This window comes from Flavobacterium sp. AED (genome assembly GCF_000812945.1).
GTDB lineage: Bacteria > Bacteroidota > Bacteroidia > Flavobacteriales > Flavobacteriaceae > Flavobacterium.
In genome coordinates, this window is sequence record NZ_JSYM01000001.1 from 181,546 (window position 1) to 207,892 (window position 26,347).

Sequence of the window (26,347 nt, forward strand, 5' to 3'; positions counted from 1 at the left end):
TTATTCCTTCTTCTATGTTGGATGAATTGTTGTTGTAAGCACTATATTTGTAGTTCATCAAATGAATTATGGAAGTATACAAAGTAAACAAAGAAGGCTTTTCAATAGCACTAAATGCAATCAATAAAAAGTACAATAGTATTAGCTTTTTTCGGCTGCTCACTATTGTACTTTTTTTAGTGTCCCTTTATTATTATATTAAAACAAACGGAGCTGTTTTTATTGCTATGGCAGTGTTCTTCTTTGGATTATTTATCGTTTTGATGCGTTTTCATTCTAAATTAGTTTTTCAAAAACAAATCAAACAAGCATTATTGGATATTAATGAAAATGAAATATCTTATTTGGAAAGAAAAAAGATCCCTTTTGAAAATGGGCAGGAATTTAATGATTTTCATCATCCTTATGCGTATGATTTGGATATTTTTGGGGAGCATTCCTTGTTCCAGAATCTGAATAGAACTGCTACATTCATTGGAAAAAAAACATTGGCAAACCAACTTTTAACGCTTTTGCCAAATGAGGAGATTATTAGAAACCACAAGGCTGTAAAAGAATTATCCGAAAAATTAGATTGGAGACAGGAGTTTTTGGCTTTGGCCAAAATAAGTAATGACACGAAATCCAGTTATGAAACGCTTTTACAATGGAGTAAATTTATCAGCACGCCTTTGTCTAAAGCTAATGTGTTGATTTCTTTTATTACTCCTTTTCTTTTTCTAGGAGTTTTTATTGGGTATTTAGTTACATTAAACACCATTTTTTTAACCTATCTGACGTATATATTTGTTTTTAATTTAGGCTTTTTAGGCAAATTTTTTAAACGTATTCAAATCGAAATAGCGAATTCCTCTGATATTGATAAAATCATCAATCAATACGGTTTACTGATGCAGAAAATTGAGACAGAATCTTTCGAATCTCAGAAATTAATTGATTTGCAACAAAAACTGACATTCAAGAAAGAAAATGCAAGTGTTCACTTAAAAGAATTAGCTGATTTATTTTCGAAAATGGACAGCATTGGGAATTTTGTGACTGGAATTGTATTCAACGGTACTTTTCTATTTAACATTCATGTTTTAAAAGGCTTAATTCAATGGAAAAAAGACCATACTGAAGCTTTGGAAGATTGGTTGGAAGTTATAGGTGAATTTGAAATGTTGAACAGTTTGGCGAATCTTTCGTATAACAATCCGAAATTTGTATTTCCTACATTGAATACTAATTTTGAAATAGATTTCGCCAATTTAAGTCATCCATTGCTAAATGATAAAACTAGAGTGGGAAATGATGTGAGTTTTCATCCCGAGTCCTTTATGATTTTGACAGGTTCGAATATGTCAGGTAAAAGTACTTTTTTGAGAAGTTTAGGAATCAATATGGTTTTGTCAGGAATGGGTTCACCAGTTTGTGCCAGTCAGGCTAATGTTCATCCATTGCCTGTTTTAGTATCCATGAGATTATCCGATTCGTTATCTGATAGTGAATCGTATTTCTTTGCAGAGATTAAACGCTTAAAGCAAATTATGGACGAGTTAGAAAACAGACCCGCATTTGTTTTATTAGATGAAATATTGCGAGGAACCAATTCAGATGATAAACGAAACGGAACAATTGAAGTAGTTAAAAAAGTAATTAGCAAAAACGCTATTGGAGCTATCGCTACCCATGATATTGAAGTTTGTCTGACTACAAATGAATATCCAAATGTTCTCACCAACAAATGTTTTGAAGTGGAGATTATCAATGATGATCTGCATTTTGATTACAAACTACGGGACGGTATTTGTAAAAATAGAAGTGCTACGTTCCTAATGAAAAAAATGGGTGTTATATAACAAATTATTGCATTTAGAAATCATTAGAAAACAAAAAACCGCAATTTCAAAAGAAGTTGCGGTTTTTTAAATATAAAAGTGGTTTGGTTAATAGCGTATTTGTTATACAATGGTAAGTATTATATTTGAATTTTAAAAATCTAAATATAACAAATTCAAAATATAATGTTAACTGTTCAGCATTACCGGCATAACAAGCATGGTAACAGTTTCGCCTTCTTCTAATCCATCAACTGGAGTTAGGATTCCGGCTCTGTTTGGTAATGACATTTCAAGCATAATCATATCCGATTGCAAGTTAGTCAACATTTCAGTTAAGAAACGAGAATTATACCCTATTTGCATATCATCACCTTGATAATCACAAGTCAATCTTTCTTCAGCTTTGTTTGAGTAATCAATATCTTCGGCTGAAACATTTAATTCAGCGCCAGCGATTTTCAAACGAATCTGGTGTGTAGTTTTATTTGAAAAGATGGCTACACGACGAACAGAACTTAAAAATTGAGAACGGTCAATCATTAATTTATTTGGATTTTCTTTTGGGATTACCGCTTCGTAATTTGGATATTTTCCATCAATTAAACGGCACATTAAAACATAATTATCGAAAGAAAAAGTAGCATTCGAATCGTTGTATTCAATTTTGACTTCGGCATCCGAAGTACCAAGGATATTTTTTAAAATGTTCAAAGGTTTCTTTGGCATAATAAAATCAGCAACTTGTGAAGCCGTTACATCAGTACGGGCATATTTTACTAATTTGTGCGCATCAGTTGCTACAAATGTCAATCCTTGCGGAGAAAATTGAAAGAATACCCCAGACATTACCGGACGTAAATCATCATTTCCGGCAGCAAATATTGTTTTGCTTATGGCTGTTGCCAAAACATCAGCAGGAACAAGTGTTACAGATGGATCGTCTAAGTTTACTGATTTAGGAAATTCAGCACCAGGAGCATAAGCTAAAGCATATTTTCCGGAATTGGAACTGATTTCAATCGTACTGTTTTCTTCAACTGTAAAAGTTAATGGCTGTTCAGGGAATGTTTTAAGGATTTCCAAAAGTAATTTTGCAGGAACAGCAACACTTCCTTTGCTCTCTGAATCAATTCCTAAAGTTGCTGACATTGTAGTCTCTAAATCGGATGCAGAAACCGTTAGCACATTGTGGTCTAAATCAAATAGAAAGTTATCTAAAATAGGCAAAGTATTACTACTGTTGATAACGTTACCTAAAACTTGTAATTGTTTCAATAAGTACGAACTCGATACTATAAATTTCATCTGTTTTGTTTTATTTTTTAACGTATTTCTCTATATTCAAAATACGATACATTTTACAAATATATCGTAAACAATTCTAGTTTGGAAACTTTTTTATTAACATCTACTTGCTGTATTTTCTTTTTCGAAGGAAAGTAAATAGAACACCAAAAAGCAACAAAATTAGAATTGGAAGCCCGATAGTTATGAATTGCGTAACGGTATAGTTTTCATAAACTTTTTCTTTATCCAATAAAGGTAAATCGAGATCTTTGCTTCGAATGTTAATAAGTCCATTGTCATCCAACAGGTAATTGACACAATTTATGAGAAAATCTTTGTTGTCATACAAATTTCCAGATTTTTGATCGTAACCTAATTCTACAGGTTGAAAATTTTTATCTAATTGATTTTTAATCAAATCTCCGTCAGAAATCACAATCATTTTATTGTCTTTTCCTTTGGTTTCAAATGTTTTTTGGTCAAATGGCAAAACTCTATTTTCAAACATCGAATGAAACGAACCCTCCAATAAAACCGAAAGGGGAATATTTCCTTTATTCAGGTAATCAGTAGGCGAAGTTTCTTCGGTAACGCTATTCAAATTTATTTCTGTCGGTGTACCTATTTTTTTCGAATATTGAGAGGATTGTAACAGAATCGTTTTCTTAATTCCGTTTTTCAACGTATCGATAGGATTGGCAAAATCAAAACGGATTCCTCCTAAATTTTTCACAATGGGATGTGGGCTATTAGGATAAACCTGAGGTGCAAATTTCCAGTTAAATTCTTGAAATTGAGTGGCACTTCCTTGTTCTCCGGTAGCCAATTTTATAGGACTTCCACGTTCATCTTTTACTAAATCAGGATTGATTCGAATACCGTATTTAAAGAACATATCATTCAAATTCAAATCTCTTGGATACGCCAAAGTTGCTCCGGCTGAGTTGTATAAACTGTCCATTTCAACAGCAACTTGATCTATAAGCCACAATGTTTTTCCACCGTTGATGATGTATTGGTCTAAAACCTGTTTCTCCGCATCCGAAAAAGTTTCTGTTGGTTTAGCAATAATTGCCAAGTCATATTTTTCTAAAGCTTCTAAACTTCCAATAGGATTTTTTGCAACCGAATCTAATGTAAATGGACCAATATGATAGCTTTCTCTTACTTGCATCAGAAACTTAGCCATTAATACATCCTGAAGCTCGCCGTTCCCTTTTAGTACTGCTATTGTCTTTTGTTTTTCTTTGGTAATTTTATTCAAGGCATCTGCAATCGAATATTCCAGATGTTGTACGGAACCAATCACTTTTTGGGTAGTGGAAGCGCCCATTCTGTTTTTCAACAAAGGAATATTAACTTCTTTATTGTTGTAAACAGCAATTGCCCAAGGAAAAACCATTGCTTGGGATTGTTTTCCTTTATCGTCAACCGTTATGTTTATTGGAGTCAATCCTTTTCGATACAACTCTTTTATGTTGTCCATGCTTTCGTCTTTGTTTTCCAATGGATCCACAAATTCAAAAATAATATTTTTGTTGTAGGCTTGAAATTCTTCCAGTAATTGTCTGGTTTCTTGCTGTAGTCGTTTGAATTCAGGCGGTAAATCACCTTGCATATAGACTTTTATGGACAAAGGATTTTTTACTTGTTTGATAATATTCAAAGAAGTAAGGGAAAGGGTATATCTTTTATCTTTGGTTAAATCAAAACGATGAAAAAATGAATTTCCTATCAAATTCAAAAGCAATAAAACAGCAATAGTGATTGCAACGGATTTTAGATTGTTTTTTTTAGCTGTATTCATTACGATTTAAAAGATTTTAGATTATAAACAGTAAACGAAAGAAATGCAACTGTAATGCTTACAAAATAGATAATATCTCTAGTGTCTATTACGCCTCGGCTCATGCTTTTGTAATGATTTTGCATTCCTAAAGCCGAAATAAAGTTCGAAAACGCAGGTGAAACTGTGGCTAATCCTTCAAACCCGAAGTAGAGAAAGAAACATAAAAAAACGGCTACAATAAAGGCTACAATTTGATTATCGGAAAGGGTTGAAGTAAAGATTCCAATAGAAGAATAGCCAGCAATCAAGAATAATAATCCAAAATAAGAACCAATAGTGCTTCCCATATCAATATTTCCTTCGGGTATTCCTAAACTGGAAATTACTTTTACATAAATAAAGGTTGGAATGATTGCCATTACAATTAAAAGTAAGGCTCCAAGAAATTTCCCGTTTACAATTTGCCAAATACTCAAAGGTTTAGTTAGCAATAACTCTAATGTTCCTTGTTTTTTCTCATCCGAGAAACTACGCATAGTTACTGCTGGAATCAGGAAAATCAAAATCCAAGGTGCTAATGTGAAAAACGGAGTCAAATCAGCAAAACCAGTATTTAAAATATTGTAATCTCCTTCGAAAACCCAAAGAAACAATCCGTTTATAATTAGAAAAATGGCAATAACCAAGTAGCCAATGGGCGAACCAAAAAAAGATTTTATTTCTCGTAATACTATTGATTTCATTCTTTATGTTTATTCGTTGATTTGGTTATTTGTTTATTTGAAACTGAAATCTGCTAATTGAACACTGATTACTCTAAGCTTACTAATTTGTCAACACTCCAAGCTTCTGGTTTGTCGTTGAATAATTTCTTGGTGAATGTCCAAACATCATAAAAAAGTTCAGAATTTCTATAATTTTCTAAATCAGCTTCGGTTTCCCAATAGCTGTAAGTAAAGAAAATGCTTTTATTGTTTTTATCCTGATACAGTTCTAAGAAACGATTTCCGGGAGCATTTCGTATTTTATCTTTCATTAACTCAAAGTTTTCTAAAAAAGCAGGAATATTTTCCTCATGAAAACTCAATTTTACTATTCGTACAAACATGTGGGATTTATGATTTAAGATTGAGGATTGACAATTTTAGATTTTTGAAATGATTACTGAACACTGCTAACGGAATACTATATTTATTATATCCCTATAATTCAATCCAAGTAAACTATTTGCAGAGCCTACTTTAGAAGGATTGCTTCTAAAAATGGCAATTTCTAGAAAACCGGCTTCATTGAAAATGGCTAATTTTTCCCCTTCATAATATTTTATCGGATATTTATCAGAACTCGCAATCGCTGAATAGTTTGGTAAAATGGTTTTGATATTTTTGGTTTTTAATACAATCTCATAAGGTCGTCCTTTGGCAACTTCAATAAAATATTTTTTAGTAATATTAGTCACCACGTTTCCAAAATGGTCAATGTAAATTACGTGACCCTTTAAAGAATTGCCATCAATAGCCATTAGAGCTTGTAAGTCAGTTACTTGCTTAATACTATTTATTTCTTTACCAATAACATTCATTAAACCACCTTTGGCAATATGACAGGCTACTTTTACAAATACGTCTAGATCAGTAGCTTCATTATGCAAACGGTCATGAATATTTATTGCTACCATTTTTTGCGGTACAATCTTTTGCGAAAGCATACTCAAAATGCCATTATCGGCAGCAATAAAATAATGATCGTTCCATTGCATGACGATATGTTGATTTTCTTTATTCGATTCCATATCGACTCCAATAAGGTGAACTGTACCTTTTGGAAAACTCGCATAGGATGCGCCAATAATGTAACTTGCTTCTACAGTGTTGAATGGGTCTATGTCATGCGAAATATCAATAATGGATGCCTCGGAATACTCAGATAAAATCTTCCCTTTCAACGCACCTACAAAGTGGTCTTTCAAGCCGTAATCGGTAGTAAGGGTAATTATTGACATAATTTTGTTTATAACTATTGGTGTTATGTAAACCTAATTTTATTAAATTTGAGAAGTGCAAAGCTAATAATAGTAAACTCAAAAAACGAAAAACAAAAAACAAATTCTATTTAAAAACTAGAAATATACTCGACAGCCAATTGATTTATAAAAAAATTAATTCTAATTTAAAACTACCTCATTTGAACGAAAGAATAATCGAGCTCATAGACATCGCTCCAAAAGACTTTTGGGGCGCTCAAGACACTCATCTTGAAACAATTAAAAAATACTACCCAAAATTGAAGATTGTTGCTCGGGGAACAACCTTAAAAGCTTTTGGCGAAAAAGAGGTTTTAGACGAGTTTGAAAAACGATTTCAACGGTTAATGGTGCACTTTTCACGATACAATAATATTGACAATAATGTAATTGAACGTGTTATCCTTGGAGATGGTCAGGAAGAAAGAAAATTCCAAGGGCAAGATAAAATATTAGTGCATGGTGTAGGTGGGAAAATTATTAAGGCAATGACTGCCAACCAACAATTGTTGGTGGATACTATGGCAAAAAATGATATGGTTTTTGCTGTTGGACCTGCAGGAACCGGAAAAACCTATACGGGTGTTGCCATGGCCATAAAAGCACTTAAAGATAAAGAAGTCAAGCGTATTATACTTACGCGTCCAGCAGTAGAAGCAGGGGAGAATCTTGGTTTTCTTCCTGGTGATATGAAGGAAAAACTAGATCCATATATGCAGCCTTTGTACGATGCGTTGCGTGATATGTTACCCAACGAAAAACTGGAGGATTATATTCTAAAGGGAATCATTCAAATTGCACCTTTGGCATTCATGCGTGGAAGGACATTGGATAATGCTTTTGTAATCTTGGATGAAGCACAGAATACAACGCATTCGCAGATGAAAATGTTTTTGACACGTATGGGAAAAAGTGCTAAATTCATGATTACCGGTGACCCGGGTCAAGTCGATTTACCAAGAAGAACCATTTCCGGTCTTAAAGAGGCTTTGTTAGTTTTAAAAGATGTCGATGGAATTGGGATTATTTATCTTGATGACAAAGACATTGTAAGACATCGATTGGTCAAAAAAGTAATTGATGCGTATAAGATGATTGAGAACAACGATTAAAACAAAAAAGGCTTTTTATAAAGCCTTTTTTGTTTGATTTGTATTAAAACATAGCACTCCAATTTTTGAATTCGATATCAGAAAGTTTATACTGATTTAAACTTTCAATAAAAGCTAGATAAGCGGTATTGAATAATGATTTTAGTTTGCAATGATGTGGTTGAAAAATACAAGGTTTTGAATCGCAATTAATGATAGGCGTATCGTCTTGTTCCAATAGATGAATTAAATCACCTAACAGAATTTCTCTTGCTTTCTCAGAAATCGTTATTCCACCATTCTTTCCTCTTTTGGTGAGAATTAATTGATTTGCCGATAAGAATTGAACTACTTTAATGAGATGGTTTCGCGAAATTTTAAAAGTATCAGCTAAATCATCCAAAGAACTTTGTGGAGTGTCTTTTTTTTGATTTAAATACATTAAAACCCGCATACTAAAATCTGTAAAGTGATTCAATTTCATATTAAAATGTGCTAATTAAGGCTTAATAATTGAGGGCCAAATTCTTCATAAAGTATATTTTCTCTATTTACGCCTAGTGCAACCAAAGATTGATATTGAACTTTTATAAAAATTGCCGGTCCGCAAATATAATATTTTGCATCGGCAATAAGGATTTCTTCTTTAATTTGATGTAAATCGATTCTTCCTTCGATGGCGTTTGTTTCTGATTCGGGTAAAGTTTCATAAAAAACAAAAGAGGTTAACCACTCATTTTCGTCGTTTAATTCCTCGATAGTATCTTTGAACGCATGAACACTTTCATTACGACAACTGTGAATCCAAACCGTTTGATTTTTTTGAAGAGAATTTTTATTGGTTTCTACCATACTCATCATAGGAGTAAGTCCAACGCCGCCGCTAACTAATACTAAAGGATTTGTTGCTTTTGGATCAGCAAAAAACACACCTGCTGGCGCGCTAAGTTCAATGATATCACCCTCTTTTTTATTATGTAATGCATTGGAAACAATACCATCAGGAGTTGTATTTTGACTGATTTCTTTTTTTACCGAAATTCTGTAATAGTCATTATTGGAATGGGAAGACAGGCTATATTGTCTAGGCTGTTTATGACCTAATTCCGGAATAAAAGTACTCACCGATATGTATTGTCCTGGATAGAAATCGGCAATTTCTTTGTTGTCTTCCGGTTTAAGGTAAAATGAATTAATTTCGTCGCTTTCTTTTACAATTTTAGAGATTATAAAGGTTCTCCAGCCTCTCCAACCTCCTTTTTTATTGTTTGTTTTTTGATACATTTCCGCTTCAATGCTAATCATTATTTGCGCCAATTCATTATAGGCACAGGTCCAAGCTTCAATTAATTCAGTAGTTGCGAGATCACCTAATACTTCTTTTATCGATCCGATTAAATGATTTCCAACGATATCATATTGCTCAGGTTGAATATTTAAGCTCACATGTTTATTTCCAATTGATTTTAACGTATTGATCAAAACAGCTGGATTTTCTATGTTTTCAGCAAAAGCAAGAACAGCTCCACTCAAAGCGTTTTGTTGTTTTCCACTAGCTTGATTTGCCATATTAAAAATGTTTTTTAGCTCGGGATTATTTGATAGCATTCTTTGGTAAAAATACGTTATCAAATCATTTCCATTTGTTCTTAAAATTGGCACAGTGGCTTTTATTAATTCTTTTTGATTTGCATTCATGATTTTATTCAATTTAAATTTTTACAAATATAGCAATCATTTTTATTTGTTGTATTTTAAATACAACAAATATTTTAAATATGTTTTTCAAAATCTCTTTAGGAAAGATTAACCTAAACTTGTTATAATTTTTTGCGTTTGTCTCTAAAATTGAATAAATTTGGAATTATTAAAAATGGCAGTGAAAAACGAAAGATGATACAAGAAAAAATAAAAGTCGTAATAAGCGACTTAGACGGAACCTTATTAAATTCAGATCACAAAATTTCAGAATATACCAAAACTGTTTTTCAAGAACTACACAATCAAAACTATTTAATAATTGTTGCAACAGGTCGTCACCATTTAGACGCGATGCCTATTGTGGAATGTTTAGGGATTCCTCTTTATTTAGTTACCTCTAATGGAGCAAGGATTCATTCCCCAACAAAAGAGCTTCTTTTCGCGGTTAATATGGAAAGTGATGCTGTTAAGTCTGTTTTATCCTTAGATATAGACCCAGAGATTACAACTGTTTTGTTTAGAGAAAATGTTTGGCAAACCAATAAACACAATGAAAAACTAAATAGTTTTCAAACGGAATTAAATTATCATCCAGAATTGGTAGATTTTAGTACGGTTGAAGATTTAAGTGCTATAAAAGTCTTTTTTACCCATGATACCCATTCAAAATTATTGGAACTGAGAGAACAAATTCTAGAAAATCATTCCTCGCTTTTTAGTCATGCTTTTAGTCTTCCGCTTTGTTTGGAATTTATGGACAAATCAGTAGACAAAAGTGTTGCCATTGCAAAAATTTTAGAAAAAGAAAATCTGCTTTTCCATGAAGCAATAGCTTTTGGCGATGGATTCAATGATGAAAATATGCTTAAATCAACCGGTAAAGGATTAATCATGGGAAATGCACCTGATAGTTTAAAAGATAAACTTTCTCATTTAGAAGTGATTTTAACGAATGATAATGAAGGAGTTGCTAAATACCTGTCCAAAGAATTATTAAAAAAACATACTTCGGAAATAGAGTAGGTGTGAACCGTAAATTTTCTTTATTTTGAATTTTTAGAATTTATTTTTAAAGCACTATTTATTTATACTTTTAGAATAAAGGATTCTTTGCTTTTCTTTGCAAAATAATCATAAATTTGCAGCTACATAAAAAAACAACACAACACTATAATAATGAGTAACACCATCACAACTACTAATTTTAATTTTCCAAATCAAAAATCTGTTTACAGAGGTAAAGTAAGAGAAGTTTACAATATAAATGATGATCTTTTAGTAATGGTTGCCACGGATAGGCTTTCAGCTTTTGATGTAGTTTTACCAAAAGGAATTCCATATAAAGGTCAGATTCTAAATCAAATTGCTACTAAATTCATGGAATTGACCCAAGATATAGTACCTAATTGGTTAATTGCTACTCCTGATCCTAATGTAGCGGTTGGGCATTTATGTGACCCTTTCAAAGTTGAAATGGTAATACGTGGTTATGTTTCAGGTCATGCTGCACGTGAATATGCTCTTGGCAAAAGAGAAATTTGTGGCGTTAAAATGGCGGAAGGTTTAAAAGAAAACGATAAGTTTCCTGAACCAATTATTACACCAACTACAAAAGCAGATAACGGAGAACATGATGCTGATATTTCAAGAGCCGATATTCTTTCTAAAGGAATTGTTTCTGAGGAAGATTATTTAGTTTTAGAAAAATATACCAGAGCATTATTTCAAAGAGGAACTGAAATTGCTGCCAGTCGCGGATTGATTTTGGTAGATACCAAATATGAATTTGGTAAAACGAAAGATGGCGTAATTGTTTTGATTGATGAAATTCATACACCAGATTCTTCTCGTTACTTTTATGCGGAAGGATATCAGGAAAGACAGGATAAAGGTGAGGAACAAAAACAATTATCTAAGGAGTTTGTTCGTCGTTGGTTAATTGAAAATGGTTTTCAAGGATTAGAAGGACAACAAATTCCTGAGATGACTGACGAATATATCGAAACTGTTTCTGAAAGATATATTGAATTGTATGAGAATATTCTAGGCGAGAAATTCGTTAAAGCTGATATTTCAAATATTGATGAAAGAATAAACAAAAATGTTTTAGCTTATTTAGCAAATAGATAAGAGAGGCTTTTAACAAAAATAGAAAACCTCAATTCTGAATTGGAATTGCGGTTTTTTGTTTTTAGTAATAATGCATTTATTTTTTTTCTAAAACAACTTTTAGATTATTCAATCCATCTTGCAAATCTTTACCCAGTATTTTATCCATATTCATAAATGCTAACATTAAATTCATTGGATACGGCATTTTGCCATTAAATCCCCATTTTACTTTAGTTTGATTTGGTGAAATGGCTTTCGTTATTATGTAAGCATTATCGGTTGATTCGAAAGGAACTTTAAAACGTAATTCAAAATCGATTCGTTCTCCTTCAAGGATTTTTTTAATTTCCTGTTCTCCAACACCTACATTTTTGTCCTGACTATTCCATGAATATACAAATCCTACCGTGCCGTCAGTTCCTGAAAATGTTTTAATCATTTTTGGATCTTTTCTATTCCAAACGCTAAAATTATCTTGATTTTTAACGTATTTAATATAATTGAAAACACTGTCTTTAGGTTGGTCGATAGTAATTTCTCGTTCTACAGCATAGTTTTTTGTCAGAAATAGAGCGGTAATCAATGCCAGAGCTACAATCGTTAATACGGCTAAAACAATTTTTTTGATAATGTTCATAGTTTTAAAAATTAAGGTTCGTAATTATTTTGATTTTTTAATTTGTGACTCGTAACAATTGATCCAGTCATCAACAGCCATTTTTTGCATAAGTTCTGCAATTAAATCAAAAGGAATATAATCAAACTTTTTAAATCGGATACAACTTTTTCCCATGTCGAGTTTTTGTATGCTGTGTTTGGGGTATTCGTTGACAAACCATTGCAATAATTCAGGATTAGCATAAATTCCCATATGATATATCGCAATAAAATTCTTTTGAGAGGCAATGTTTACAAAAGGTAACGGTAGTTTCGAATCACAGTGATATCCATTTGAATAAATAGAATGTGGTACAATATAACCAATCATCCCATAAGACATTTGTTCAACAAATCCTTTAGGAATATTAGTGACTATTGTTTCTCTAAGTTTAACAAATGCTTGCTTTCTTTCCTCAGGAATTTCTTCTAAATACTCCTTTACATTTATTGCCTTTGATTGCATTTTAAGAATTGTTTAAGTAAAAATACTAAAAAAGGAATAATTATAATTTGAATTATATCTTTTTATTAAAGCATAAAGTTGTTTTCTATTAATTATATAATTTATTTTTTTTTTCAAAAGTAGATGCTATTGTATGTTTAAATGTTTATATTCTAGTGTTTTACAATTTAAATAATATTTTAAAAAGTTAATATTTTGTTAAAATTAAGTACCTGGTAAAACAAGATACCTTTCTTTAGATGTATATTTGCATAGAATATTAGTTCAGAATTTAAATCATCAAAAAAATCAATCAATTAACAAAAAAATCAAACATCATGAAAAAATCAATCGTTTACCTAGGAGTTGCTTTAGTAACATTTTCAACTGTTTCTTATGCATCAAATCACAATTCTTTTACTCAAAAAGAAATCAATCATTCCATTTATGAAGGTGTAACTCCCTTGTGTATGGCAATCTACAAAGGAGAAATTGACCTTGTAAAAAAATTAATAGTATACGGTATTGATGTTAACGAAAAATCAAATGGATTAACTCCATTAATGATAGCCGCAAGGTATAATAAAGTTGAAATCATCAAATTATTATTAGCCAATGGTGCACATTTAAAAGAAAAAAATGAGATTGGTGTTAATGCATTAAAATATGCCCAAATATCTAATGCCAAAGAATCTGTAGTGTTTTTGAAATTATCAGAATCAAAAGCTATAGCTAGTCTTTAGGATTTATTTAGAATTAAAAAAAAAGCATCATTGTGATTTACGATGATGCTTTTTTGCTTTTATAATGAAATAATTAAACCATTTGAAGTTGTTTATCCTGAATTTTTGAAAACAAAATTAAACCAGTGATGGCTCCAATTGTTGCAAACAACATATCCGATTGTGTATCCCAAATATAGCCTTGAGTTCCTAAAAATGCATCTCCACCTTCTCCAGTTCCAAGTGACACACCCCATTCAATCCATTCGTAAGCAGCACTAATAGCTAAACAAATAGAAACAATTATGAAATTGAAAAAACTTTGGTTGCTAATTACCTTTTTCCGAATAAACAATTCACGTATTATCATTGCAGGGACTAAACCTTGAGCAAAATGTCCCACTTTATCATAATTATTTCTAGATTGATGGAAAACTTCTTTGATGTAATCAAATAATGGAACTTCGGCATAGGTATAATGACCTCCAATAAATAAAATAATAGAGTGAATTAAAATCAAAAAATAAGTAAAATTGGTAAATCTGAATTTCTTAAATGTGAATGCCAAAACGGAAACTCCTATTAATGCGGGTATAATTTCAAGAAAACAGGTGAAGTTTTCTTTTGGATTGATAATTGACCAAAGTAAGGTTGTAAAAAATATAATTAACATTAGATAGATATTCTTCATTTGCTTTTGCATAAATATGGATTAAGATTTTAGAACCATTCTTTGCTAAATTATAAATTTAAGTTTGCAGTTGACTTATATAGTAAAAATTCTATATGAAATTTAATATAAACCAAAAAGCACCATTATAAAATTATAATGATGCTCTTCTTTTTAACCCAACAATTAACAATATAAAACTATTTTTTCTATTCAATAGGTGCATGCTTTTTTCTATTAAAAACCCAGAAAATAACTGGGAATATCAATAGGGTAAGTACAGTTGCAGTAACCAATCCACCTATAATCACAATTGCTAAGGGCTTTTGTGATTCGGAACCAATTCCCGAAGAAACAGCAGCTGGCATCAAACCAATCGAAGCCATCAGTGCAGTCATAACAACAGCTCTTGTTCTGGCTTTTACACCCATAAAAATGGATTCTTCAAGCGTAAACTTGGCTTTTAAATTATTGTGAAATTCTGTTAAAAGAATAACCCCGTTTTGAATGCAAATACCAAGTAGGGCAATAAATCCAACTCCTGCCGATATTCCGAAGTTCATTCCTGTTATATGCAGCGCAATAATTCCTCCGATAATAGCGAACGGAACATTAGACAAAACCAACAAGGAGTCTTTTATATTTCCGAATAAAATAAAGAGTAAAAGAAAGATACCTATTAAACTTATTGGAACAACTTGACCTAATCTGGCACTGGCGCGAACTTGGTTTTCAAATTCTCCTGTCCATCCTACAGTGTAACCTGTAGGCATTTTTAGTTTAGCAACTCTAGATTGTGCATCAGCGATGGTACTTCCTAAATCTCGATCACGAACTGAGAATTTCACACCAATAAATCGTTTGGTATTGTCTCTGTAAATAAAAGCCGGACCCGTAATTGTTTTTACATCCGAGATTTCTTTTAACGGTATTTTTGCTCCGCTGATAGTTGGCACTTTCAACTCTGAAATATCTTTCTCATCTTTACGATATTCTTTTGCGTATCGAACTCTGACATCAAATTTCTTTTCGCCTTCATATTTTTCAGTTGCAGTTTTTCCTCCAAAAGCTAATTCTAAAACGGCTTGAGCATCTTTTAATGTTACTCCGTATGCCGCCATTTTTTCTCTGTCCAGAATAACACTTATTTCTGGTTGTCCTATATTTCTAAGAATACCTACATCTCTGATTCCTGGAACATCCTTGATTTGGGCAAGTACTTTATTGGCTAGCTCATCTAGTTTATCCAAATCATCGCCATATATTTTTACAGCATTGGAAGCATTTATACCAGCAACTGCTTCGGCAACATTATCGATTATTGGTTGGGAATAGTTATACCCAATTCCTTGGTGTTTGGTCAGTTTTTTATCCATTTCATCTACCAAACCATCCATTGTAATTTTACGTTTCCATTCTTCTTTCGGTTTTAAGTTTACTTGCATTTGCACGTAATAAAAACCACTTGGATCTGTACCGTCATTACTACGACCCACTTGCGAAAGAACTCCGTTTACTTCAGGAAAGCTTTGCAATTCTTTTCTTAAAACCGCTGTAGTCTTTACAGTTTCGGTCAAACTGGTACTCATTGGCAGTTTTGCTTCTACCCAAAGTGCTCCTTCATTCAACTGCGGTAAAAATTCAGTTCCTAGAAATGTGGCTGAGAAAAATACAACTACAATAAAAACAATGGTGCTGGTAAGTGCTTTTACTTTATTTTTAAAAGTAAATTTAAATCCTCTTTCTACAATTCTATCCCAAAAATTAACAAACGGATTGTTTTTTTCTCTTACATTTTTGTTTAATAATAAATGTGAAAGCACAGGAACTAAAGTCAATGTAAAAAGTAAAGCCCCAACTAATGCAAAACCTAATGTATATGCCAAAGGCGAGAACATTTTACCTTCTACTTTTTGAAAAGAAAATATGGGTAATAAAGCCGTAATAATAATCAGTTTAGAAAAGAAAATAGATTTACCCATTTCTGTTCCTGTTTTTTTGATGATGCTACCTTTGGCTAATTTATTAAACTTATCCATTCCAACCGCGTGGGCTTTGTGATCTAAAACTACAAATAATCCTTCGACCATGACGACGGCACCATCAATAATAATCCCGAAATCGACTGCACCAAGGCTTAGTAAATTGGCACTCATTCCCATTAATTTCAAACATAAAAACGCAAAAAGCAGCGATAATGGTATTACGATAGAAACTGTAAATGTAGTACGCCAATCAGCCATAAAAAGAAATACAATGCAGGTTACCAGAATAATTCCTTCCAGTAAATTGTGCATAACGGTATCAGTTGTGAAATTCATCAATTTATCGCGATCGTAAAAGGTTTCCATTTTTACGTCTTTTGGCAAAATACTATTGTTCAATTCATCGATTTTAGCTTTTACTAATGCTAAAACTTCTTTTGCATTTTCACCTTTTCGCATCACAACAATTCCTTCCACTACATCGTCATTCCCGTTTAATCCCACTTGCCCCACTCTTGGCATGGAACTTTCGGTAACATTGGCAAGATTTTTTACTAAAATTGGATTTCCATTGGCATCGTCAACAATTATGTTTTCTATATCAGCAATTGATTTTAATAATCCAACGCCACGAACGACAAAAGCTTGACCGTTTTTCTCAATTACATCACCACCAACATTCAGGTTACTGGCACTTACTGCATCATAAACCTGTAACGGTGTAATGTTGTATTTGGCTAGTTTAATTGGATCAACACCTACTTCATACGTTTTTTGTTGTCCACCAAAAGCCACTAAATCAGCAACTCCAGGTATCGCTCTTAATTGACGATCGATTGTCCAACTCTGAATAGTCAATAAATCGCGAGAATCTCTGTTTTTACTTTTAAGAACATATCTAAAAATTTCTCCCGTAGGACCGTAAGGTGGTTGCACATCAACATCTACACCATCTGGAAGCGATACGTTTTTTAATAAATTGTTCACTTGTTGGCGTGCAAAAGCATCATCAACACCATCATCAAAAATAATTTTGATTACAGATAAACCAAACATCGTGATACTGCGAACACTGGTTTTTTTCTGTACGGAGTTCATGGAAATCTCAATTGGTGAGGTTACGAATCGCTCAATTTCTTCAGCACTTTTCCCGTTCCATTGATTCACAATTATAATTTGTGTATTGGTCACATCGGGAAACGCTTCGATGGGCATATTTTTGAAAGCAATAAAGCCTGAAACAGCCAATAATCCTACCCAAAAGAAGGTAAATGCTTTATTCTTAATCGAAAAAGCAATGATATTTTTAATGAATTTGTTCATGTTTTAATCGTTTAATGCATCGTAAATAAATAATTGATTCTTAGTAATAACTTTTTCATTTTCTTTCAAACCACTTGAAATATAGGTAGTTTCGCCTACTTGTCTAAAGACTTCCACTTGTCTGGTTTCAATGTTATTTCGATCTTTGAAAATCATCACGAAGTTTTTGCTTTTATCAAATATTATGGCAGTACTGGGAACAGCAATCATTGATTCATCTTCATTAAATGATAATTTGATGCTTGCATTCATATCTGGTTTCAAAAGAAAATCTTTGTTTTGCAGTTTTACTCTAGCGTTCATCGCTTTAGTATTGGGATCAATTACATTGAAAATTTTATCTACTTTTCCTTTGAAGACTTTGTCAGGATAACTCAACGTTGTTATTTCAGCGTCTTCTCCCAGCTTTACTTTTTCGATATCACTTTCGTTTACATTGGCCATAGCCCAAACTTCGCTGATTTCGGCAATGTCAAAAATATTTTCAGAACGGTCATTTCTTAAAAGCATGTCTTGATTGATACTTTTTTGGATAATAAAACCACTAATTGGAGCCGTTACCTCATAAAGTGAACCTGATTTTATGTTGTATATTTTATAGGTTTCTTGAACACGGTTTAATTGAGAAATTGCTTTAGCAACTTGACTTTTGGCTTCAAGAACATCTCTTTCTGAATTTAATTTTCCGTCAAATAATTCTTGAGATACTTTAAGATTATTTTTGGCAACCAATAAATCACTTTTGGCATCGACCATTTGCTTTTCAAAATCAGCAATATCAGTACTTTTTATAGTTGCCAGTACTTGTCCTTTCTTTACATAATCACCTAATTCAACATTTACTTTAACGACATTTCCACCCACAAGCGGATATACATCAATTGATTTATTATTATCAGCAGTTATTTTCCCGTAAAAACTCAATTCATTTTTAACGGGTTCTGTTATTGCAGAAGCTGTCGTTGTTGTTTTAAGCATGTTGTCGCTCAATACAAAAGTGGTTGTGGTTTCCGGATTTTCTACATCCTTCTTGCAGCTTGTTAATGCTAATGCTAATAATGCGATTCCTATTATTACTTTATTTTTCATATTCGAATAATTTTATATTTTTAGTATTGGCTTTCTTCTTTGGATATACGGTAGAAGTGATTAAAATAAATCTTTGTTGATAGTGCTGTTTAATTCTTCACCTGAGAGCACTACTTTTTTCTTTAATTCATTTAATTGAACGGCAGCCTGATTGTAACTTTCCATGAAATCAGTAAACTCAAGTAAACTGATATTCCTTTTTTGGAAATTTTCTAAAATACCATTGTAAACCATTTCAAAATCAGAATTTTCAGAAGGGTTTATTTGTTTGTAATTTTTTCTGGATTCATTCCATTTATTCCAATTCGAAGCAATTTCAGTTTGTAATTCCAAATCAAAACTTTGCTTTTCTATTTTGGATTGCTCCAAAATTGTTTTGGCAAATTGTATATTTCCTTTGTTTTTATTCCAAAGGGGTAAAGGAATTCCAATGTTTATATTTTTTTGATTATCAAAAGCTCCTCCGCGTTGTGTATAAGAAGCACCTAATGTCAAATCTGGGATAGAAAGTGATTTTTGAAGTTTCACATTCAATTCATTTGCTTCAATATCTTTTTGCTTCAATAGATAATCAGGACGATTTGCAATGGCTTCACTTTCGAATGACTTGGCATCAAAAAGAATTTCTTTTGTGTATTTATTAAAATCAGAATCAGTCAATGTCGGAATAACAGTCTCATTTTCGTTTAATAATAATTTCAAATTTGCTTGTTCTTCTATGCTATTGTTAACGACTTCCATTCTTTCATTTTTGAAATTCAGGAATAATGATTGTAAACGAACTAAATCTTTCAAAGGCACATTTCCTTTTTTAGCTTGAACGGAGTAGGAATTAATCAAATCTTCAATATGTGAAAGTTGCTTGTCAGTCGTTTCAAGATTTTTGGAATTGAAATAAACGGTGTAGAAACTTTTGCGCAATTGCAATTTCAATGTTCGCAACAAATCATTGAATTCCAGTTCTGCTAATTGTTCATTGGTTTGGGCCAATTTAACTTCGTTTCGCTTTTTCCCTCCAAGATAAATGAGTTGATCGATACCAAATGACTTAGCACCTTGTGTTCCAATGTCGAAATATTTTCCTCTCTCCGGATTGTAAGCATTCAAATCAGCAGTTAATGTAGGGTTGTCCCAAATCCGTGCTTGAATAGTAAGTGCTTTAGAAGCATCAATATTATAATGTGAAGCAAGCAGAAAAAGATTGTTTTTCAGGAACTGACTTTCACATTCTTGGAGAGTAACAGTTTTTTGAGCTACAACAATCTGATTGATAAATAGGAGCAGTAATAATCCAAATAATTTTTTCATTGTATCTTTTATTTGATACAAAGTTGCTATCAACAGATAACGTTCCCTTGCTACAAGAGGTTTGGGATTAAATTAAGCCTTGTTTTCGGATTTGCCAAATCATCCCAAATACAAAACCATTTTCAAATTAAGCCAATTGCCCAAATCTATTGTGAGCAAGTGTTAGTGGTTGGCTTTTTTAGTTGTTAAGCGACACAATTTTTTCGGCAATATTTAGACAATGCTCCATATTGCTTGACAGTCCCATTCTGTCTGTTACAACCAAATCTAAATAATTTGCTATTTCAGTTTTAGTTGCTCCATTAATTTTTAATTGATAAACTTGTGGCAAATATCCATAATACTCATCTCTTGCGTCATCTCCAAAATCATTCACTCCAATTGGATCCCAATCATTCCAAAGGATTTCGTCAATGGATTTATAAAGTTTAGCTTCTTCGCTAGTCATCATTGCATTAAGTTATTGAATTCACATTAATTGACTCACTTTTATAGACCACCAATTAAATTTTTCAGTTCCTTCGTCCTTTCAATTGTAGACTGAATTAGGCAATCTATTTTCATTTTATTTTCATAAGGTCCACCGCCATCACCTGGATCTTGACTTTTGAATTTGCAATTCAAATCTCTAAATTTTATCCAAGCTTTTTGAGCTTCAAGTAAATTTTTTTTGTCGGTTTCTTTAAGTTCGTTTTTAAGCTTGTTATATACAGAATTTAATTCTTTATCAACCTTTTTATATTCTTCATTAAGTTCATCTTCACCCGTTACAGATTGTGAAAAAGAAATTGAGGTACAAAGCAAGAATAAAAAGAATATTATTTTTTTCATTTAGATTTAGAGTTAAGTTGTTTTGGTTATCGTCCGGTAAGCTTGCCACTAACTTGTATATAAGCGCTACAAAGTAGCGCATATACATCTCATTTTGGGTGGATAAGCGCTACTGCGTAGCGTATTACTTTCAAATATACACTTTAATTATTATCTTACAAATCATCAAATGGACTTTTTATTTGTTGGATACTTTTGGTACTAACATGAGTATAAATTTCTGTAGTTTTACTGCTATTATGGCCCAGTAATTCTTGTATATAGCGCAAATCAGTTCCGCTTTCTAGTAAATGTGTGGCGTAACTATGTCTCAACCAATGTAGTGTAGCTGGTTTTGTAAGTTGGACTTTATGTAAGGCTTGTTTCAGTACTTGTTGTAAACTCCTACCATCATAAGGAACTCCTGCTACTTGCCCTTCGAACAAATATTTTTTTGGCTTATATAAGGAGTAGTATTCTCTTAGCATCTCGAGTATTTTTGGGCTTAAGGGCACAATTCTATCTTTTTTTCCTTTTGCGTTTTTAAGTAATACAATATTCCTTTTTGAGTCAATATGAACGGGCTGAAGTGCTAATAATTCACCACAACGCAAGCCACAAGAATAAATCAAGCTTAGCATCATTTTATGCTTGATATTACTGTGTGCGTTCAAGATTAATTTTACTTCTTCTTTACTCAATACGTTAGGTAATAGCTTGGCTCTTTTAGGTCGATGAATTCTATCGATGTCAATTTTGGTTCCTCTTATTGTAATAAAAAACAGCTTTATTGCATTAACCGTTTGGTTCTGGTAGGAAGCCGAAAGATTATTTTTTAAAATATACTCGTTATTGTAGATAATTACATCCTCGTTATTGATTTCAGTAACGGGTTTTTCTCGATAGAAAATCAAGAACGATTTTAAGACTTCGCTATAGGTACCAATGGTGCTTTCGCTATAGCGTTTGGAACGCATCCATTGCTTGAATTTTTCTATTTGAACAATTCCCTCGAGTGAAGGAATTGAATTTGCAAGAGGCTCTATTTTGAAACGTTCTCTATTTTCGATTGTATCGGGGAGGTGCCAAACGGTTTTTTGCTGACTCCATCGTGCTCCTGCTATTTGTTTTATCCGGGCAATCAGATCTTGATTTTTTTCAAAATAAACGGCAATTCTATTTTCGCTTTTATGTTTTATCAGTTTTGCTGCCCAAGTCATATTGTGTTGGTTTTGTGATTGAAAGATACTAATTTTTTTACAAATATTGTTTTGTTAAACGAAAGGTTCTTACGGTACTGAGGCTTTTTTGCGTGAGGGATAAAAGTGGAAATCCTTTTATGAAGTGCAACGGAATAAAAGATTACAACGGATAGCCCGACCCGATTTTTTCAGCGGGTCACGCCCAAATTGTGAATAGTAAAAGCAGTAATGGTATTTGTTATCGGTTAATTTTTAAATAAAAAAGGTAGTGGACTTTGCAAAAAACTTTGCGAACTTTGCGGTCAAATAATAGAATATGAAATGTGCCTAACGCAAGTTCGAAATAAACACCAAATGGTTATGCAAATCACCTATTCTTTTAAAAAACAAATATAAACTACGTATGAAAATAAATCCAAAAAACGGAATTGACAAGCTCATTTTCGGAATGAAACAAAATGATGTTACCGCTATTTACGGCAAACCAGACAGGAATTACAAGGACGAAGATGATAATGTGATTTTTGCCTACAATAAACTTAAAATGCGTTTGACTTTCTATGTAGAGGAAGATTTCAAATTAGGGTATATCGTGGCTTCGAGTCCGGAACTGGAGTTGTTTGGGAATAAAGTGATCAACAGAAAAATCAGTGACGTCAAAAAAGATTTGGCTGCCAAAGGAATTACTAAATTTACTCAGGAAGAATTCGACACGTTCGAAAACTATTTTAATGAGGAAAACTGGATCATCTTTCAAACGGAATTTGATGAGGTTGTGAAATTTGAGATTGGCGCGATTATCAATCAAAAAGATGAATTTGACTGGAAATTCGGAAAGAAATAATAGGCTAAGATTTATAACGTGCAGCAGCTGTTTTGGATGTTAAAAACTTAAGTGGACTAGGATTAGATTTAAAACATAGAAGGAATATAAGTTCATGTAAGACTTAAAAATAGAAGCGCATAAAAAACCCGACAGGATATTAAAACTTGTCGGGTTTTTTTATGGAATACTTTTTACAACTTATTGTTTTGGAGCCGGTTGTTTTTCAAACATTTCCAATTCGAAAACAAGATTTGTATTGGGAGGAATAACACCCCCGGCACCTCTTTGTCCATACGCTAAATTTGAAGGGATGAAAATCACTGCTTTGTCTCCAAAAGACAATAGTTTCAATGCTTCTAAAAATCCAGGAATCATTCCTTCTTTTTTGCCCGCTTCAATAGGAAAGGCTTGGTATCCATTTTGCTCGGCTCTGTTTGCATCGTATTTTCCGTAGGCTTTGCAAACATCTTCATAACTGCTGTCAAATAAGGTTCCATCCTCAAAATAACCGGCATAATGGAAATAGAAAGTTGTTCCGTCAGCAGGTTTTACACCGCTTCCTTTTTGAACTATTTTATAGGCTAAACCTGAAGCTGTAGTTGTAGCAGTTGCTTTTGCCGTTTTTAAATAATCTGTTTTTGCAGTGATAACACTACCGTATTTTTCAAAATACACTTTTTTCTCTTCCGCTTGAATTGCTGCTTGCTTTTTTTGGTTTTCAGCATCAATTAAGGCTTGTTTCTTCGCGTCTTCGGATTTGTTGCCATAATAGTCTGTGAATACTTTTGGAGCGTCAAATTGTTTTGCTAAAGCTCCTTTTCTGGTAATGGTAATTTTTGTTATAACATCATCTTGAGCAATCGAGTTTACAACATTCATTCCTTGTGTTACATGTCCAAAAATAGTGTGTTTTCCATTCAACCAAGGGGTTTCTTTGTGTGTGATGAAGAATTGGCTTCCATTAGTGGTTGGGCCTGAATTGGCCATAGCCAAAATACCGCCTTTATCAAATTTCAAATCGGTAAACTCATCCTTGAACGCATATCCCGGACCACCAGAACCGTTTCCGGATGGATCACCACCTTGAATCATGAAATCTTTGATAACACGGTGGAATTTCAAACCATCAAAAAATGGTTTTCCTTTTAGTTTTTCATCCGCCACAAATGTATTTTTCCCTTCAGAAAGTGCAATGAAGTTAGCTACCGTTACTGGCGTTTTGTTGTATTCCAGTTGAACGGTAATGTCTCCTTTAGTAGTTGAAATAGTGGCGAAAATCCCTTCGATAGCTACTGGGGCTTTTACAACTGCTTTGACTGCTGTTACGGGTTTTTTGGCAGAAACTGGTTTCTTAGTTTGGGAATGTACAGTTAACATTCCTAAGAATAATAAAATTAGAATTTTAAATTTCATTTTGTAATAAATTAAGGTCTGACTTTTTGTTTTTTAATGTTTTAGGTGCTACTGCGAATTGTGTGGGTTGTATTTTTTGCCACGAATTTCACGAATATTTCACGAATTAATTCATTGATAATTTTCAAGGAATTAGTGTTAATTTGTGGAATTTGTGGCTAACTTTTTTTACTTTATTTTGGATTACCCATTGAATTCGTAATAGAACCGTGTTCTATTTAGTTATTGTTTCATTAATTCAATTTCAAAAATAATATTGGCATTTGGCGGAATCACTCCACCTGCTCCAGCTGGTCCATACGCCAATTTCGACGGGATGAAAAGTACGGCTTTGTCGCCAAAATTTAATTTCTCCAATCCTTCAATGAAACCAGGAATCATGCCATCTTTTTTCCCTGCTTGAAAAGGAATAGGTTGGTAGCCGTTTTGAGCAGCTCTGTTTTCATCGTATTTCCCAAAAGTTTTAGCATCATTTTCTACACTTGCGTCAAAAAGTTCCCCATCTTCCAGAAAACCTGCGTAATGAATATAAATTGTAGCACCGTTAACGGGTTTTTTACCACCACTTTTTTTAGTGATTATATATTGCAATCCAGTTGGTGTTGTTGTTGCTTTGGTTTTTAATGCTGCAAAATAAGCTATTTTTTGGTCTCTAACTGCTTTGTATTTCTCGTCGTATATTCTTTTGTTTTCAGCATCAAGAGCAGCTTTTTTCTTTTGATTTTGAGATTCTACAGAGAAATAATCATTGAATATTTTTACGGCATCAAACTTTTTGGCCGCTTCACCATTTCGGATGATGGTCACTTTGTTAATGAAGTCGTTTTGCTCAATCTTGTTGACTACATCCATACCTTTTTCTACAACATGTCCAAAAATGGTGTGTTTGCCGTCTAGCCAAGGTGTTGCAAGATGCGTAATGAAAAACTGGCTGCTGTTAGTCGCCGGACCGTTATTGGCCATAGCCAAAACACCGCCTTTGTCAAATTTTAAGTCGGTAAACTCGTCTTTGAATTTATAACCGGTATCTCCAGATCCAGTTCCTAATGGATCTCCCGTTTGTATCATAAATTCTTTGATTACTCTATGAAATTTCAAACCGTCGAAAAAAGGTCTTTTTTTAAGATTTTCATTGGTGACAAATTCGTTTTTTCCTTCAGCCAAAGTCACATAATTGGCTACTGTTATTGGTGCTTTTTCAAAATCTAATTGTACTATGATTTCACCTTTATTGGTTTCAATTTTAGCATATAAACCATCAGGAAGATTGTTATGTTCTTCTTTGCAAGAATACAATGTGGTTAGTACCAGTAATACGAATAGGAAGCTTTTTTTCATACGAAGTTAATATTTGTTTTTTTTAAAGGTTGGTGTCGCTAGTCTTCATTAATGTTTTTGAATCATGGCGATTTCATTGCTGAATTTATTGTGTTATGGTATCTTTTGATTTCGTTTCTGTGGCAACTTCCGGTTTAACCACCGGCGCAGCTGCAGGTTGTACTGCATTTTGTTTTTTATATGCAGCTTCCGGCATGAAATCACGTAAAGTCACAATGCAAAGTAAGGGCTGATTAGCACCTATTTTTTTGTTGTCACCATGATAACCGTAGCCCATGTGTGAGTTGAAAAGGAAGTTTACTTTTTCTTTTTTGTGCATCAATTTGATACCGTCTCTCAATCCCATCATGATATTTTGTTTGTCAATATAATATACTTGTGGTCTTAATTCGATTTCGGAATAAATGATATTACCCTTCAAATCTTTGATTTCATAATCAAAGAATGCGACATCTCCTTTTTTAGGTGTTAGCGTATCCTTTTCATTTTTAAGTGAATAGGAATACCAATATCCTTTGGTCGAAGCAATGAATTTTACTTTAGGATTTCTTCTGATAACAGCATCGATTTGTCCTTCCTCGCCGGCAATTAATTTTTTATTTCGCGCAATGGATTTCTTCATGAAGGTTCCCGAAGTTTGAGAAATAGGTCTGCGCGCTTCCTGATGTTGCTTGCAACTTGAAACTAATACCAACAAAAAGAATGCAATGGCGATTAACTTGCTGTTTTTCAT

At 32.8% G+C, this 26,347-nt stretch carries 25 protein-coding genes; 6 read left to right on the forward strand and 19 right to left on the reverse strand.

Annotated elements, in window-relative coordinates; genetic code table 11:
- Positions 1–68: 68 nt before the first annotated feature.
- Positions 69–1,841 (forward strand): DNA mismatch repair protein, encoded by a 1,773-nt coding sequence (locus OA85_RS00810; RefSeq protein WP_039107436.1) that lies wholly within the window; start codon positions 69–71, stop codon positions 1,839–1,841.
- Positions 1,842–2,009: 168 nt separating this feature from the next.
- On the opposite strand, the gene dnaN is transcribed toward OA85_RS00810, so the two are convergent.
- The 5 genes from dnaN to OA85_RS00835 all read right to left on the reverse strand — a co-directional run bounded on the left by dnaN (position 2,010) and on the right by OA85_RS00835 (position 6,901).
- Positions 2,010–3,128, reverse strand: a complete 1,119-nt coding sequence (dnaN, locus tag OA85_RS00815) for a DNA polymerase III subunit beta (protein WP_039107438.1) — start codon at positions 3,126–3,128, stop codon at positions 2,010–2,012.
- Between the two features lie 103 nt (positions 3,129–3,231).
- Positions 3,232–4,917 (reverse strand): gliding motility-associated ABC transporter substrate-binding protein GldG, encoded by a 1,686-nt coding sequence (gene gldG, locus OA85_RS00820; protein WP_039107440.1) that lies wholly within the window; start codon positions 4,915–4,917, stop codon positions 3,232–3,234.
- On the reverse strand, positions 4,917–5,642 hold the full coding sequence (gene gldF / locus OA85_RS00825) for a gliding motility-associated ABC transporter permease subunit GldF (protein WP_039107442.1): 726 nt from the start codon (positions 5,640–5,642) through the stop codon (positions 4,917–4,919). Before gldF ends, gldG begins: the two co-directional genes overlap by 1 nt.
- A gap of 68 nt (positions 5,643–5,710) precedes the next feature.
- Positions 5,711–6,007 (reverse strand): putative quinol monooxygenase, encoded by a 297-nt coding sequence (locus tag OA85_RS00830; protein WP_039107443.1) that lies wholly within the window; start codon positions 6,005–6,007, stop codon positions 5,711–5,713.
- Positions 6,008–6,073: 66 nt separating this feature from the next.
- The gene (locus OA85_RS00835; RefSeq protein ID WP_039107444.1) at positions 6,074–6,901 is read right to left on the reverse strand and encodes an S-adenosyl-l-methionine hydroxide adenosyltransferase family protein; all 828 of its coding nucleotides are present in this window, start codon (positions 6,899–6,901) and stop codon (positions 6,074–6,076) included.
- 182 nt (positions 6,902–7,083) lie between these two features.
- Between OA85_RS00835 and OA85_RS00840 the strand changes: the two genes are divergently transcribed.
- Positions 7,084–8,034: a PhoH family protein gene (locus OA85_RS00840; RefSeq protein ID WP_039109256.1), complete on the forward strand. Its 951-nt coding sequence runs from the start codon at positions 7,084–7,086 to the stop codon at positions 8,032–8,034.
- Between the two features lie 43 nt (positions 8,035–8,077).
- On the opposite strand, the gene OA85_RS00845 is transcribed toward OA85_RS00840, so the two are convergent.
- Together OA85_RS00845 and hmpA are read right to left on the reverse strand one after the other, a co-directional pair.
- On the reverse strand, positions 8,078–8,497 hold the full coding sequence (locus tag OA85_RS00845; protein WP_039107445.1) for an Rrf2 family transcriptional regulator: 420 nt from the start codon (positions 8,495–8,497) through the stop codon (positions 8,078–8,080).
- Between the two features lie 11 nt (positions 8,498–8,508).
- Positions 8,509–9,711, reverse strand: coding sequence for an NO-inducible flavohemoprotein (hmpA, locus tag OA85_RS00850; protein ID WP_039107446.1), 1,203 nt, complete (start codon positions 9,709–9,711; stop codon positions 8,509–8,511).
- Positions 9,712–9,906: 195 nt separating this feature from the next.
- Here hmpA and OA85_RS00855 point away from each other — a divergent pair, with 195 nt between their 5' ends.
- Positions 9,907–10,737 carry a Cof-type HAD-IIB family hydrolase gene (locus OA85_RS00855; protein WP_039109258.1) on the forward strand — a complete coding sequence of 277 codons (831 nt, stop codon included), beginning with the start codon at positions 9,907–9,909 and terminating at the stop codon, positions 10,735–10,737.
- Positions 10,738–10,890: 153 nt separating this feature from the next.
- Entirely contained in the window at positions 10,891–11,844 is a 954-nt protein-coding gene (locus OA85_RS00860; protein ID WP_039107447.1) for a phosphoribosylaminoimidazolesuccinocarboxamide synthase, read from the forward strand.
- Positions 11,845–11,920: 76 nt separating this feature from the next.
- Here OA85_RS00860 and OA85_RS00865 read toward each other — a convergent pair whose 3' ends face one another.
- Both OA85_RS00865 and OA85_RS00870 read right to left on the reverse strand, forming a co-directional pair.
- Entirely contained in the window at positions 11,921–12,463 is a 543-nt protein-coding gene (locus OA85_RS00865; protein WP_039107448.1) for an SRPBCC family protein, read from the reverse strand.
- Positions 12,464–12,487: 24 nt separating this feature from the next.
- Complete coding sequence (locus OA85_RS00870; RefSeq protein WP_039107450.1) at positions 12,488–12,949, reverse strand: DUF1801 domain-containing protein; 462 nt, start codon at positions 12,947–12,949, stop codon at positions 12,488–12,490.
- A 317-nt stretch (positions 12,950–13,266) separates the two neighbouring features.
- On the opposite strand from OA85_RS00870, the gene OA85_RS00875 reads away from it, so the two are divergent.
- Entirely contained in the window at positions 13,267–13,671 is a 405-nt protein-coding gene (locus tag OA85_RS00875) for an ankyrin repeat domain-containing protein (protein WP_039107451.1), read from the forward strand.
- Between the two features lie 73 nt (positions 13,672–13,744).
- Here the strand turns inward: OA85_RS00875 and OA85_RS00880 are convergent, their stop codons facing one another.
- From OA85_RS00880 to OA85_RS00910, 7 genes are all read right to left on the reverse strand, one after another.
- Entirely contained in the window at positions 13,745–14,341 is a 597-nt protein-coding gene (locus OA85_RS00880; protein ID WP_039109259.1) for a DUF2238 domain-containing protein, read from the reverse strand.
- Between the two features lie 188 nt (positions 14,342–14,529).
- On the reverse strand, positions 14,530–17,628 hold the full coding sequence (locus tag OA85_RS00885; protein ID WP_039107452.1) for an efflux RND transporter permease subunit: 3,099 nt from the start codon (positions 17,626–17,628) through the stop codon (positions 14,530–14,532).
- 3 nt (positions 17,629–17,631) lie between these two features.
- A complete protein-coding gene (locus OA85_RS00890; RefSeq protein ID WP_039107453.1) occupies positions 17,632–18,717 on the reverse strand; it encodes an efflux RND transporter periplasmic adaptor subunit in 1,086 nt (361 codons plus the stop codon).
- Between the two features lie 60 nt (positions 18,718–18,777).
- Entirely contained in the window at positions 18,778–20,025 is a 1,248-nt protein-coding gene (locus OA85_RS00895) for a TolC family protein (RefSeq protein ID WP_052257102.1), read from the reverse strand.
- A 178-nt stretch (positions 20,026–20,203) separates the two neighbouring features.
- Positions 20,204–20,476 (reverse strand): hypothetical protein, encoded by a 273-nt coding sequence (locus OA85_RS00900; protein ID WP_156129390.1) that lies wholly within the window; start codon positions 20,474–20,476, stop codon positions 20,204–20,206.
- Between the two features lie 38 nt (positions 20,477–20,514).
- Positions 20,515–20,856 (reverse strand): lysozyme inhibitor LprI family protein, encoded by a 342-nt coding sequence (locus OA85_RS00905; protein WP_052257103.1) that lies wholly within the window; start codon positions 20,854–20,856, stop codon positions 20,515–20,517.
- Positions 20,857–21,011: 155 nt separating this feature from the next.
- Positions 21,012–22,055, reverse strand: a complete 1,044-nt coding sequence (locus OA85_RS00910; protein WP_039107458.1) for a site-specific integrase — start codon at positions 22,053–22,055, stop codon at positions 21,012–21,014.
- A 385-nt stretch (positions 22,056–22,440) separates the two neighbouring features.
- Between OA85_RS00910 and OA85_RS00915 the strand changes: the two genes are divergently transcribed.
- Positions 22,441–22,881 carry a hypothetical protein gene (locus OA85_RS00915; protein WP_039107460.1) on the forward strand — a complete coding sequence of 147 codons (441 nt, stop codon included), beginning with the start codon at positions 22,441–22,443 and terminating at the stop codon, positions 22,879–22,881.
- Positions 22,882–23,061: 180 nt separating this feature from the next.
- Here OA85_RS00915 and OA85_RS00920 read toward each other — a convergent pair whose 3' ends face one another.
- The 3 genes from OA85_RS00920 to gldI form a co-directional block, all read right to left on the reverse strand.
- Positions 23,062–24,276, reverse strand: coding sequence for a peptidylprolyl isomerase (locus OA85_RS00920; RefSeq protein WP_039107462.1), 1,215 nt, complete (start codon positions 24,274–24,276; stop codon positions 23,062–23,064).
- Between the two features lie 222 nt (positions 24,277–24,498).
- On the reverse strand, positions 24,499–25,614 hold the full coding sequence (locus OA85_RS00925) for a peptidylprolyl isomerase (protein WP_039107464.1): 1,116 nt from the start codon (positions 25,612–25,614) through the stop codon (positions 24,499–24,501).
- A gap of 85 nt (positions 25,615–25,699) precedes the next feature.
- On the reverse strand, positions 25,700–26,347 hold the full coding sequence (gene gldI, locus OA85_RS00930) for a gliding motility-associated peptidyl-prolyl isomerase GldI (RefSeq protein ID WP_039107466.1): 648 nt from the start codon (positions 26,345–26,347) through the stop codon (positions 25,700–25,702).